The sequence below is a fragment of the Streptomyces sp. NPDC092045 genome (assembly GCF_044756005.1).
GTDB lineage: Bacteria > Actinomycetota > Actinomycetes > Streptomycetales > Streptomycetaceae > Streptomyces.
On record NZ_JBIVSC010000036.1, the window covers coordinates 1 to 12,610 of the forward strand.

General features: G+C 66.5%; 11 protein-coding genes. 2 read left to right on the forward strand and 9 right to left on the reverse strand.

The window, feature by feature from the left end; genetic code table 11:
* Positions 1-933: 933 nt before the first annotated feature.
* Complete coding sequence (locus ACIQKA_RS34195) at positions 934-3,618, forward strand: Helicase associated domain protein (RefSeq protein WP_402543317.1); 2,685 nt, start codon at positions 934-936, stop codon at positions 3,616-3,618.
* A 14-nt stretch (positions 3,619-3,632) separates the two neighbouring features.
* On the opposite strand, the gene ACIQKA_RS34200 is transcribed toward ACIQKA_RS34195, so the two are convergent.
* The 4 genes from ACIQKA_RS34200 to ACIQKA_RS34215 are packed head-to-tail and all read right to left on the reverse strand — an operon-like array spanning position 3,633 to position 8,417.
* The gene (locus ACIQKA_RS34200) at positions 3,633-4,439 is read right to left on the reverse strand and encodes a TatD family hydrolase (protein WP_402543318.1); all 807 of its coding nucleotides are present in this window, start codon (positions 4,437-4,439) and stop codon (positions 3,633-3,635) included.
* On the reverse strand, positions 4,436-5,725 hold the full coding sequence (locus ACIQKA_RS34205; protein WP_402543319.1) for a hypothetical protein: 1,290 nt from the start codon (positions 5,723-5,725) through the stop codon (positions 4,436-4,438). The genes ACIQKA_RS34200 and ACIQKA_RS34205 overlap by 4 nt, the downstream gene beginning before the upstream one ends.
* Positions 5,725-6,501 carry a hypothetical protein gene (locus ACIQKA_RS34210; RefSeq protein WP_402543320.1) on the reverse strand — a complete coding sequence of 259 codons (777 nt, stop codon included), beginning with the start codon at positions 6,499-6,501 and terminating at the stop codon, positions 5,725-5,727. Before ACIQKA_RS34210 ends, ACIQKA_RS34205 begins: the two co-directional genes overlap by 1 nt.
* Positions 6,501-8,417 (reverse strand): P-loop NTPase fold protein, encoded by a 1,917-nt coding sequence (locus tag ACIQKA_RS34215; RefSeq protein WP_402543321.1) that lies wholly within the window; start codon positions 8,415-8,417, stop codon positions 6,501-6,503. Before ACIQKA_RS34215 ends, ACIQKA_RS34210 begins: the two co-directional genes overlap by 1 nt.
* Before the next feature lie 754 nt (positions 8,418-9,171).
* Here ACIQKA_RS34215 and ACIQKA_RS34220 point away from each other — a divergent pair.
* The gene (locus ACIQKA_RS34220) at positions 9,172-9,765 is read left to right on the forward strand and encodes an HD domain-containing protein (RefSeq protein WP_402543342.1); all 594 of its coding nucleotides are present in this window, start codon (positions 9,172-9,174) and stop codon (positions 9,763-9,765) included.
* Positions 9,766-9,819: 54 nt separating this feature from the next.
* Here the strand turns inward: ACIQKA_RS34220 and ACIQKA_RS34225 are convergent, their stop codons facing one another.
* From ACIQKA_RS34225 to ACIQKA_RS34245, 5 genes are all read right to left on the reverse strand, one after another.
* Complete coding sequence (locus tag ACIQKA_RS34225) at positions 9,820-10,236, reverse strand: recombinase family protein (RefSeq protein ID WP_402543322.1); 417 nt, start codon at positions 10,234-10,236, stop codon at positions 9,820-9,822.
* Positions 10,237-10,327: 91 nt separating this feature from the next.
* Entirely contained in the window at positions 10,328-10,636 is a 309-nt protein-coding gene (locus tag ACIQKA_RS34230) for a DUF6342 family protein (RefSeq protein ID WP_402543323.1), read from the reverse strand.
* A 145-nt stretch (positions 10,637-10,781) separates the two neighbouring features.
* Positions 10,782-11,081, reverse strand: coding sequence for a DUF6342 family protein (locus ACIQKA_RS34235; RefSeq protein WP_402543324.1), 300 nt, complete (start codon positions 11,079-11,081; stop codon positions 10,782-10,784).
* Positions 11,082-11,266: 185 nt separating this feature from the next.
* A complete protein-coding gene (locus ACIQKA_RS34240; RefSeq protein WP_402543325.1) occupies positions 11,267-11,566 on the reverse strand; it encodes a DUF6342 family protein in 300 nt (99 codons plus the stop codon).
* A gap of 446 nt (positions 11,567-12,012) precedes the next feature.
* Positions 12,013-12,501: a hypothetical protein gene (locus ACIQKA_RS34245; protein ID WP_402543326.1), complete on the reverse strand. Its 489-nt coding sequence runs from the start codon at positions 12,499-12,501 to the stop codon at positions 12,013-12,015.
* Positions 12,502-12,610: the final 109 nt, after the last annotated feature.

Sequence of the window (12,610 nt, forward strand, 5' to 3'; positions counted from 1 at the left end):
CCCGCGGAGCGGGTACCCCATCGCTGCGCGATGGGAAAGCGAACCACCGCGCTGCGCGCGGTGGTTGTGCTCCCGCTTCGCGGGAGCACTGGTGGCTCGCTGCGCGAGCCATTCACCTCCGGTGCTGCACACTGGAGGTGACGCCCTGTCCGCTGCGCTCCCAGGTCTGCGGGGTTTTGTCCCGATGTCCGGGTTTCCGCTTCGCTTCAGCCCCGGGCCGGCGTGTCCGCTGCGCTCCCCCGCCTTGACGGTCCTTCCTGCTGCGCCTCCAGTCCCTTCGGGCCCGCTGGCGCGAGCCCGGCTGGCTGGCGGGATGGGGGCTTGCGCGTGCGAGTTCCGGTGGAATCGGTGCATCAGCTTGATGCACTATGTTTGATTGGCGGAAGCTGAGGGCTACCATTAAGGCAGCCCTCGGGGTGACATTAGTTACTTCTTGTTCCTGAAAGTGCGAACGAGATGACCGATTGAGAAGCAGAGACCTACAAATCCTATTGAAATAGGAAGGGTTCCAGCAAATGCCAGAAACTCCAGGACCAGGCCGCAAACGGCAACAATTACCTCAATAACGCTTGAAAACCTACTACGCATCTATCTAGATTCCTATTCTGTGAATAATTCATTTAAATCAAGTCCCTTCTGGGTTCTTGAAGCTTGCGCAAGAACGTGCTCCTGCGCTGTTAAGTACTACTCTACGCTGGTCAGTTGCCTGGGTCAATACGCTCTGTAACGGCCAGAATGCCCCCTGTAGCAAAAGAAGGAATGAAGCTGGACCGATCGCCCTGGGTTGATTTAAAGCAGGCTCTCAATTTTTCTGAGGGCGTCCGTGCTGGTCGGCGCATCCAGAGGATGCAGAATGTAGCGTTGGCAGATCACTGGTGCCCCCTGCCAGCCCTGAGTGTGCGGGCTGAGGCGGCCCGTGGAGGAGGAAGCAGGATGAGCGAGGTCGGGCAGCAGCCTGTCGTTCTTCGTCAGCATCAGGTGGAGCAGAAAAAGCTTTTCCGCAGGTGGGCGGGGTCTCCTTTCTCTGCAAGGCCGTCTGTGCCTGAGCGTGGTGTCCGGGGCACGATCGTCTCGGCGACCGGATCGGGCAAGACGATCACAGCCGCTGCGTGTGCGCTGGAGTGTTTCCCGGAGGGGCGGGTCCTGATGACCGTGCCGACTCTGGATCTGCTCGTGCAGACCGCCCAGGCCTGGCGGCTGATGGGGCATCGGGCGCCGATGGTGGCGGTGTGCTCGTTGGAGAACGATCCGGTGCTGCGTGAACTGGGTGTACGGGCGACCACCAATCCGATCCAGCTCGCTCTGTGGGCCGGTGGTGGCCCGATCGTCGTGTTCGCGACGTATGCGTCCTTGGTGGATCGCGAGGAGGTGGACGCTGTGGGGGTAAGAAAGGTCCGCGGACCGCTGGAAGCCGCTCTGGCGGGCGGGGAGCGGCTCTTCGGGCAACGGATGGCAGGCTTCGATCTCGCGATCGTGGACGAGGCCCATGGGACCACCGGCGACCCGGGCCGACCCTGGGCGGCCATCCACGACAACTCCCGGATCCCGGCGGATTTCAGGCTCTACCTCACCGCCACCCCGCGCATCCTTGCTGTCCCCCGGTACCGGAACGGTGCGGAGGACGAGGAGGTGGAGGTCGCTTCCATGACCGACGACCCGAACGGCACGTATGGGGCGTGGCTGGCCGAGCTGGGCTTGTCGGAGGCGATCGAGCGGGAGATCCTCGCCGGGTTCGAGATCGACGTCCTGGAGATCCACGATCCTTCCCCCGTACTCGGGGAGTCCGAGGAGGCGCGGCGTGGCCGGCGCCTGGCGCTGTTGCAGACCGCGCTCCTGGAGCACGCCACGGCGTGGAATCTGCGGACCGTCATGACGTTCCACCAAAGGGTCGAGGAGGCCGCGGCGTTCGCACAGAAGCTGCCGCAGACCGCGGCTGAGCTGTATGAGGGCGATGTCTCGGACAAGGAGCTGGAGCATGCGGGTGAGTTGCCCGCGTCGTCGATCGGGGCGGAGTTCTACGAGCTCGAGGCCGGACGCCATGTCCCTCCGGAGCGGGTGTGGTCGGCGTGGCTGTTCGGTGAGCACCTCGTCACCGAGCGGCGCGAGACCCTGCGCCAGTTCGCAGGCGGTATCGACGCGGCCGGCCGTCGCGTGCACCGCGCCTTCCTCGCCAGCTGCCGTGTGCTCGGGGAAGGTATCGACATCACCGGTGAACGGGGAGTCGAGGCTGTCTGCTTCGCCGACAGTCGCGGCTCACAAGTCGAAATCGTCCAGAACATCGGACGCGCACTGCGCCCCAACCGCGACGGCACCACCAAGACCGCCCGCATCATCGTCCCCGTCTTCCTGGAGCCCGGTGAAGACCCGACCGACATGATCGCCTCCTCCTCCTATGCCGGACTGGTCGCCGTACTCCAGGGCCTGCGCAGTCATGACAAACGCCTGGTCGAACAACTCGCCTCCCGGGCGCTCACCAGTGGCAAGCGCAAGATCCACCTGAAGCGTGACGAGGACGGGCGGATCACCGGGGCCGGTGACACAGACAACGGCCAGGGACAGGACGACACCGGCGCCTCCGAATCGGCGCTGCTGCACTTCTCAAGCCCCCGCGACGCCACCACCATCGCAGCCTTCCTGCGCACCCGGGTCTACCGGCCCGAATCCCTGGTCTGGCTGCAGGGCTACCAAGCACTGCTCAGATGGCGGACAGAGAACGAGATCACCGGCCTGTACGCCGTCCCCTACGACACCGACGTCGAAGTCGGCGTCACCAAGAACTTCCCGCTCGGTCAATGGGTCCACCAGCAGCGCAAGGCACTGCGGACCGGAGAACTCGACCCCCACCGCAAAGAGCTCCTCGACGCACCCGAAGCCGGCATGGTCTGGGAACCCGGCGAGGAAGCGTGGGAGAACAAACTCGCCGCGCTACGGGCCTACCGGCAAGCCACAGGACACCTCGCACCCCGGCAGGACGCCATGTGGGGCGTGAGCGAAACCGAGGGCCTGGTGCCCATCGGCCGACACATCGCCAACCTCCGGCGCAAAGACGGCCTGGGCAAGAACGCGGAGCGCGCCGCCATGCGCGCGCAGCAGCTGGCCGCGATCGACCCGGACTGGGACTGCCCCTGGCCGCTGGACTGGCAACGCCACTACCGCGTCCTGGCCCACCTCGCCGACACCGAGACCGGCGGGCTCCTGCCGGCCATCGAACCCGGAGTGCTCTTCGAAGGCGACGACCTAGGCACCTGGCTTCAGCGCCAGAAGAAACCGGGCACCTGGGCCCAACTCCTGCCCGAACAGAAAGAACGACTGACAAAGCTCGGCGTACAACCCGACCAGGCCCCCTCCCCCCGCCCCACAGCCCACCGCGGGACGAAGGGGCCGACCAAGGCACAACAAGCATTCCAACGAGGACTGACAGCGCTCACGCAATGGGTCGAGCGGGAAGGCGATCGACCAGTGCCAAGGGCTCACAGCGAACAGATCACCATCGACGGCAAGACGGAGCCGGTGACCGTGAAGCTCGGCGTATGGATCTCCAACACCAAGAGCCGGCGAGACAAACTCGACCAGGAGCAGCGTGACTCACTACGGGATCTGGATATCAACTGGGCATAGTGCCGGGGACGAGGTCAACCAGGCGGTCCCGCTCCAGTACGTGCCGGTCGCGGCGGAAGCGAGGCAAGGTGGGACCGTACCTGCCGGCTGAGCCTTGTTGCGCAGTGGGTGTCGCGTACGAGGGTAGCCAGGTTGTGCCACACAATCTGGCGAATGTCCCTAGGCGTCATTTGGTGGTGGCGTGCGAGGGCTTGTTCTACGGCGGCGATATTGCCGGGCAGGGGCCGGGCGGAGCTGCGGTCGCCGAAGGGATGGTCTGTTTCGGCCAGCAGCCGATCGAGGGGGATGGTCTGTAGCAGAGCAGTCTTGCGTGCAGCGGAGGCGTTGATGGAGAAGTAGCAGCCTAGGCGGACAGCGCGGGCGGTCTGCGCTGGAGTGCCGAGCCACCAGTGGAGGACCATCCCGGGAATCGGAGACTGTTCCAGCTCGTCCAGCACCTGCTCGCAGGCAGCGTAGCTGTGGATGCTGGTGATTCGCGGATTGTCGGCCAGGATCCTAAGAACAGCTCGGAGGGTTGCCTGTTGGCGGTCAAGTGGTACTCGGCTCTTGCCATCGAGCCCGATCTCGCTGACCAGTGAGGTGTGGTCAATCAGCTGAGTGAAGATGCCGGGGTCGAAGCCTGTGTGGCTACGGGCGAGCCCGGGGTGGGCGCCGACTCCCCAGATAATCCGGTTGTCGTGTCGCTGGACGGCTTGGGCGGCCTCGGACAGGGAGCGGGTGGCGGCGAAGACGACGGCGCCCAGGCCGGCGAGGTCGTCGGCCGGAACACTGGTGTCGATGTGTGCGTGCAGGTCCAGCGGTGGCAGTGCGCTCGTCCTCATGGGTACAGGAGCTCCAGTTCCGCGATGCCTTTCTGGCACAACTCGTAGGCCTGGCGGGTGGGGTAGTCGGAGGGCAGATTCAGGGTGGTGATGTCGGCTGGGCGCAGGCCGCGGGCGAGGAAGGTGCGTAGTGAGGGTTCGACCGACTTGTCGGCCAGGTAGCCGCTGAGGTGTGTTTCGTGGCGGGTGTGGAGGTAGTCGGTCGTGTCTTCAAGTTGGGCGGCGTGGAAGGAGGCGCGGCGTAGAAGGCAGCCGAAGCACACGCCGCAGTGCGTGCGTACGGAAATGTGGTGGGTGCGGTGTCCGGTATGGGCACAGGAGTGGGTGCGGCTGAGGAAGCGGGCGGCCTGTCTGGTGCCGACGAGTTCGGCGACCTGAGTAAACATCTCGCCTTTGGTGTGGTCGGCGAAGGGGTTGTGGATGACGGCGTGGGCTCCGGCGTCTTGGGCGATGGTGGCCAGGGTCTGCAGGAACAGGGGGTGAGTGGTGCGGGTGGATACGGCGCCGCGCTGGTCGGCGGTGAGCGGCACGTTGAGGGAGGCGAAGCCGTTTTCCGGGATCCACAGTGGCACCTTCTCTACCGATGCGGCGGCCAGGCCCAGGGCGAGGAAGAGTAGGGAGCGGGTACGGGTGGAGTACTCGTTGGAGAGTCTCACCCCGGTGGGCTGCTGGTTTTTGCGGGAGAACCGCAGCTGCTGGTGGTGCTGTGGGGGCCCATCGATGAGGTGGGCAATGTCGTTGGCGACGGTGCGCTGGATCGGGGCAAGGTTGGTGGCGCCGACGTGGGAGAGCAGCAGGTGCTGGTCTGGGCCGAGGTTGTGGCGGGAGTGCAGGGCGCCGATCGCCGAGTCGGCGCCGCCGCTGAGGAGGACCACACGCCGTATCCCGGGATGGGGTATGGCGTGAATGGTTTCTTGCGGGGTGGTGGCGCGGTGGAAGTGGATCGACCAGTGGTCTCCGGAGAGGAAGCCCAGGAGGGCTTCGAGGCGTTCGCGTACTGCATTCCAGCGGGCTGTGGCGTAGACGGGTACGTTCAGCTCGAGCGTGCGGCGGGTCCAGTTGGATCGGGCGGCGCGGCGAGGGGTGGTGCGGTCGGCGGCGTATACCAGGGCAGCGAGACGGACCAGTTCGATGTTGGGTTCGGGTACGGGGCCCAGGGCTCCCAGGCGTGGTCCAAGGGTAGAGACGAAGGAGCCGCCCGAGCCTGGTGGCCACCAGAAGATGGTGGTGCCTGCAGGTCCGGGGCGTGAGATGTCCGCGTTCAGGTGCAGGGTGTAGGCGGGCATCAGGGCTCCATCCAGATAGACCGCATTGCCTCGATTCCTTGTTCGATGGCTCGGGTGATCTCAGTGGTGCTGGGGCCGGTGATCGTGAGGGGGGCGCGGTCGACCAGGGCGCGTGCGGTCTCGCGGAGTTGGCGTTCTCCGTCGGCTGTGGCCCAAGCGGGGCGGGAGCCGTCGTTCATTTTTGAGGCGGCTTCGCTGAGGATCGCTTCGGAGATGGTCAGGGCCAGGGTTTCTCGGACGACCTCCTCGGGGCTGGGGGGCGTGCTGTCGGTGCCGGTCTCTAGGACCCATTGGGCCACTTCGCTGGCGACGAAGCGGCGCTCCTCGTCCTCAATGGTGCCGTCGGCGAGTGGCCCGCAGGCGGCTTCCACGATCCGGCGGGTCCAGTCGATCGGGTCGGCGGCTGCAGCCTGCAGTTCTGCGTAGTTGAGGCCGAGTTCCTGCAGAGCCTGTGCGTTGCCGGTGCGATAGGCGTAGGCGGCGGCCGCGGCGCGGCCTGCCGTTCGGGAGGACTGGGTGATGGTGCGCTGTGCTCCTCCCCCGGTGCGGCCTCCTCCGGCTTGGGCGACGCCTCCTGCTCCGCCGCCGGGGCCATCGGCGTGGCCGCTGGAAGGCCTGAAGAGTGCTAGCGCAGGAGCCAGTTGGTCCGGAGAGAGCTGGGGCGAGGGTGCGCCGGGGGCGGTGCCGGTCAGGGCGTCAAGCCACTGTGCGACGTTGTTCTGTAGTTGTTTACTGGCTGATGTGCCGTTTCCGGTGTAAGAGCCCTTGGTGCCCATCAGGAGCGGTTTCCTGTGCTCAGGGCATGCTCCAGGGTGCGCTTGATCCGGGCCGGGTCGGCCGGGGCATGAGTTTTCCAATACTCCAGCACGCTGCGGAAGGCGGGGGTGGCGGCCGGGAGGGCCAGGATGGCGGCTGGTTCCAGCTCGCCGGCCGGGATGGACTGCAGGAGCCGGGCGGCTCGCTCGGTGGTGGCCGGGTAGGCGGTGACGATGCGGACTAGGCCGCGCACGGCTGCGCTCTGTTCAGTCGGGCGGTCCCGGCCGGCTCGGCCGAGGTACTCGACCAGGCTCTGGGCGTCATCTTCACCAAGCGCGCTGATGTCGGCGTCGGTCACACGGTGTTGGTCGAAGCGTGAGGTGGACAGCAGGTTGGCCGCGATGTCGCGCAGCCGTCCCGGCAGGCCGGCGTCGAGGAGCTGTTCACCGGAGAACGCGGCTGCCAGGTAGAGGTAGGGCGCCAGGTCCACGGAGCCGAGACCGGGGGAAAGTTTGGCCCATCGGATCAGTTCGTCCTCGAAGGTGACTGGCTCGTCTCCATCCGGCGCCAGGTCCTGCTCCTCCTGCGAGGGCCCGTCGCGGTCGGGCGAGGTGCCCAAGTCCTCGGCTTCCGGGGATGTGAGAGTGGGGCGGCCGGCTGTCGCTTCCAGTTTGGCCATCCGGGAGCGCAGCTCGCCGCGAGCCAGCCATTCCAGGACGGTGGCGAAAGAGTCAGGCAGAAGCTTCTCCAGCACCATGAGCTTGGCCACGATGTCTGCCTCAAGGACAATGCCGCGGTGGCCGGCGACGGACTGGCGCACCCGCAGGTCGTTGAGGAAGCGCTTGATGCGGCGGGGGCTGCCTTGGAGCTTCTCGTAGAGGATGGGCGTCATCCGTGAGGCAAAGACCAGTTCGGCAGAGATGTCGTTGCCGTTCACGGTCGTGGCCAGGTCGTCCAGCAGTCCTTTCTCTCGGCGCAGGCGTACGCAGGCCTCGATGTAGGGAGTGAGGTCCTCGACGGGTAGGCGCTGGGAGAGCTGCAGCAGAACGAGGAATGCCTCCGTGTCGAAACGGCTCAGGGTCGGCAGCGGCACCGTGGTCTGCACGATCTTGTGCAGGTAGAGGCTGGCGGGTTCTTCGAAGTATCGCTCTTCCGTCCCGTGTCGTGTGCTGCTGGGAGCGGGGAAGCGGGTGCGCAGGGCGTCGGCCACCCGGTGCTCGTCGGCGGCGACGACGAACGCCATTTTGGGCACTGCCAGGAACAGCCGGATGGTCTCGAGCGTGTCCACGACCGTTTCAGGCAGGCATCGATCCAGGTCGTCGACGAGCACGACGACACGCTTGAGATGGCTGAGCTCCGCGGATCCCATCAGTGTGCAGAATTCGCTGCGGAATTCGCCTAGCCCGCGAGTCGAGGGGTCTGTGGCGTCGGCGTCCTGGTTGTTCGGTTCGGTGTTGATCAGGCTGGTGAGGTCGTCGACGGAGGGCAACTGCAGAGTCAATGACGTCTTGGCCGCCACTTGCAGGGCTTTGGCCCAGTCGACCCGCTGCCGCAGCGTGGTGAGCATCGTCCGGGCGTGGCTGCGGAGCTGTCCCGGCTGCTCCTTCCGGGCAAGTTCGGCAGCGACGGCACTGAGCACCTCCCCGATCAGAGTTTCCTTGGCGCCGACACCGGGGTCGTAACGCCACGGGTCTGTGCTGATCACGAGCACGGCTGCATCGGTCTCGGAGAGGGGCGACGCCAACTCGTCCTCGATCAGGCGAAGCACCGTGGTTTTGCCGCTCCCCCAGGCACCCGAGATCCCGACGGTCACCGGGTCGAGAGCATCGTCGAGTACGGCTTGAGCCACGGTCTTGGCCACCGCGTCGAACGACAGAAGATCCAGATGTGTCGGCTCGTCCGACCAGAGTTGTGCAGACATATTGCCCTTGCCCATCCCCTGGGGCCTGTGACCTCTTTGTCTCAGGCCCTCTCCACACCAGTACTGCGCATCAGAGCGTTTCCGAATACGCAGTGAACGCACACGATAACTCTCATTACATCTTCAACAACAGTAAGAAGCACATGTTCGATGCAGCACCCCCAAAGCGGTGCCAGAGTGGAGCGCCGCCGTGCTCGACACTCCGAACGTGCCTGGCGAGGTGCTGGTAACACTTCCTTTGTGGCCCGCCGGTTCCTCACTTGCAGCCCGCTGATCGACCTGTCTAACACCCCGAGGGCGCATGTTCCGACCAGGTCGCCCGTCTTCGGGTGAGGGGATGGAGCCCGACTGGCTGGCCAGGCTCAAGTGGATCCGGGCGTGGAATGGCCGAGGCTGAGTTCGACACCTGGCGGGCCGGAGAGTGGTCGAGGTCCCGCTGCACCGCCGATGCCGACGCCCTGTCCGGCGCGCGTCCCGAGGTCGACTGGAAGGAACTCCGCCAGGTCGAGAAGGGCCGGCGCTCGCCGCGCTGTTCTCGAAGACGAAAGCGGCATCGGCACCGGCGTAAGGCGACTGGTAGACCGAGGCCAGGGCAGGGCCCGGGTCAGGACTAGTCAGGATGCACACGATGCCGAGCGTGGCGGAGGTTGGGGCGGCCCGGTGGTACTGCTTCCCAATGCGGCAGTCAAGCGACCGTGCCCCGGGGTCCGTCTTCGAAGCTTGCCTGACCTGCATACCAAGGACCGGTACTGTCCCCCGGATGACTTCGATGCGTTCCGACGTCCTGTCCCGCGCCCTTGACGCCCCGACGGAGCCGCCCTTGAGGCCGCTGCCACCTGCAGTGGCGGAACTACTGCGCTCCCTTGAGGCTCCACCACGTCTGGCGGCCCACCTGCGCGCGGTCCACGACGTCGCGGTCGAACTGGCCGACTGGGTGGGAGACCGGTACCCGGATCTGGCCGTGGACCGCAACGCCGTTCTCTTCGGCGCAGCGACCCATGACGTGGGCAAGACCGTGCACCCCGAGGAGCTCTCCGGACCGGGATCAGCACACGAGGCAGCCGGCCGGGACCTGCTCCTGGAGCACGGCTTCACAACCGACCTGGCGAGGTTCGCCGCCACCCATGCGACCTGGGACAGCCCCGACGTAACGATCGAGGAGCTCCTCGTCAGCACGGCCGACAAGATCTGGAAGGACAAACGCGTCCCCGACCTGGAGGACAGGCTCGTACAGGCGCTGGCCACAGCCACAGGGCGCGAGCCCTGGGAGGAGTACCTCGCCCTCGACGACCTCCTCACCCGAATCGGCACGCACGCCCCCCACCGGCTCGCCTTCCAGGCGACCTTCCCCGTCAACCAGTGACCCGTCAGTGCCGTTGAGATTGATCATGGTCCGGCTGGTGTCGGGGAGAGCGGGTCATCCGGTCGCCGGATGCGGACTCGGCGGGGGGGGGCGGGGGATGTCGTCCGCGTCCTGGAGGTCGGCGAAGTCGGCGTGCGCTGCCGCGACGGCTTCGGGGTACGCCTCCTTCTTCTCGTGCTCGGTGAGCGCGCGGTAGATGCTCGCGACGCTGGGAGCCTGGCCTTTGCGCTTGCCGGTGGGGATGATCAGGTCGGGCTGGATCTGCTCGACCGATTCGCCGTTCGCACGGCGCCGCAGCACGGTGTGCAGCATGTCCTCGGTGATGACGGGCGGGCGCCCGCCGTGCTTGCCCTTGCGGGCCGCCGCATCGAGTCCTTCGAGGGTCGACTCGCGGATGTTCTCCCGCTCGGTCTCCGCCATCGCGGCGAAGAACGCGAACAGCAGGCGGCCGGGCCCGCTGGGGTCGTACATCCCGGGCAGGGGCCCGGCGACAGTACCGGTTCGCGGAAATGCCGGGAGGCCGCCACACAGTGGTCCGTGCGCCGGCCTCCTTCTACTGGGCTCAGTTGTAGCGCAGGCCGCCACCGTTGCCCTGGGACACGTTGCCGGCGAGGTAGAGGTTGCCCTGCGAGTCCAGGATCGCGATGATCTTCTTCGTGTCGCCCCAGTGGGTGGTGAAGTAGAACTTGTTCTTCGCGTGGTCTACTTCCAGGTTGGTGTTGATGGACAGCTCGATGCTCTGCGGGCCGCTGATGAGCACGTCTCTCTTGGGCGAGCCCTCGTAGACCCGGTTCGGGGTCAGCTTGACGCGGCCGTTCACGTCGCCTTCGGGGTAGTCGTCCGTCGCTTTGCCGAGGTCGATGTCGGGCATGAGGGGTCCTCTTCTACGATCCGCGGAAGCACCTGAGGGCGCCGCCGCGCTCCGGTGGGATCAGGGTCATGGCCGGGTGAGCGGCTTCGTCACCCGGTGGATGCGCGCCCGCTGCGGGCGTGCGGAGGAAGGGCCGGGCCGCGTTTCAGTAGGTCAGGTTCTTCTGCTCCGTGACCAACCGGCCGGCAAGGCTCAGGTTGCCATCGGAATCCAGCACCGCGAGGATCACCTTCGTGCCGCCGTGGTGGGTCGTGAAGTAGAACTTGTCGGCTTCCTGGCTGCTGGAGAGGTTCGTGTTCACCGACAGCTCGATGCTCTCCGGGCCACTGAGTACCACGTCCTTCTTCGCCGGGTTCGAGTAGACCCGGTTCTGCGTCAGCTTGATGCGGCCGTTGCAGTCGCCGGTCTTCACATCCGATGCCATACCGAGGTCGATGTCGGGCATGAGGGGTCCTCCTCTGCGATCCGCGGAAGCCCCGAGGGCACCGCCGGACTGGGGTGGAAATCAAGGTCATGGCCGGGTGAGGGGCCTCATCACCCGAAAGGCACGCTCGGCAGAGTGCTCGGGCCCTGGTGCCGCCCGTCCGGTCCGGCTGGTACGCCGGAGGTGAAGGGGGCCGGGGCCGTGTTCTAGGAGGTCAGGTTGCCCTGGTTGGTGAACACCTTGCCGGCGATGGACAGCTGGCCGTTGGAGTCCAGTACGGCGATGACCTTCTTCGTGGTGCCGTGGTGGGTCGTGAAGTAGATCTTGTCGGCTTCCTGGCTGGCGGAGAGGTTCGTGTTCACCGACAGCTCGATGCTCACCGGCGACCCGACGAGCACGTCCTTTCTGGCCGGATTCGACTGGCCCCGGCTCTGCGTCAGCTTGACCCGGCCGTGGATGTCGCCGCCCAGCCAGTCACTGGCCTCACCGAGATCGATATCAGGCATGAAGGCCCTCCCCTACGCTCCCGCGGAGTACCCGCGAAGGCACGCCCGCGTTCCAGTAAAAACAACTTCCTTGCCAGAAAGGGCACTTGGCCCCGAAAACTGATCATGAATCTACATAGCGCAGTCGCGGAACCAGCACCTCCGTTCGAAAGTTTTCGATACAGCCCACAATGAACAAACACTGATCACTTTTGTTCGCACGCCGGCCCCTGGCACCCCACCCGTCACCCCCACCCCCGACAGGCCACCGGCCAGGACGCAGGCCGGTGCGACGGAGCTCACCGATGTCCACGTGACCGAGCACGCACCCTCAGCCGGTCGTCGGCCCGCACGTACAAGACATGGTGAAGACGCCGTCCCCCGGACCCGAGGCCCTCGCCCGCATCCGCCAAACCGCAGGTCAGCTCCGTGGCCGATCCATGCAACCCCGGACCGGCCGCAGGCCATCAGCTCGTGTGCCACTCACGCCTGCCCGGTAGCCGGCTGCCACAGCGGGCGGGCACGTCCCGTCCCGTCCCGTCGCAGTGGAAACACCGGCCGCCACCCGGCGTGCTGCAGGCGCCGATGGTGCCGGCGGCATGGCGGAAGAGCCGCGTGAGTCCGGCGACGTGCGCCGCGTGAACCGGGAGGTCCTGGCGCCTGCTGAGCGTGAGCTTCAGGGCGACGCCGGGCCCGGTGAAGCGCGCGTGCGGCAGGTCCCCGGTCATCGCGCGGAGCGTGTCGTTCACCTCACGCATCGTCTCCGCACTGGTCAGCTGCACCCGGGCCGTGAGGATGGTGCCGGTGGCCGCGGTGAAGGACAGCAGCCCGGCCGGGCACGCGAGTAGTCCGACGCGGCCCACGGGATCGGGATGGGTGTGCTGGAGCCGGTCCAGGGCGTGCCACAGGCCGCCCGGCGGATCCTGGGGTGCGGTCTCTTCTCGGTTGCGTCTCATGCGACTTGTGTAGGACCTGCGGTGGGCTGGTGGCGCCGGATGAGCCCGTCCGTCCCGCCCGGTAGAGCGGTGACTTCAAGGCCGGTCCCGCTGTGCGGCCCGGCGGCTG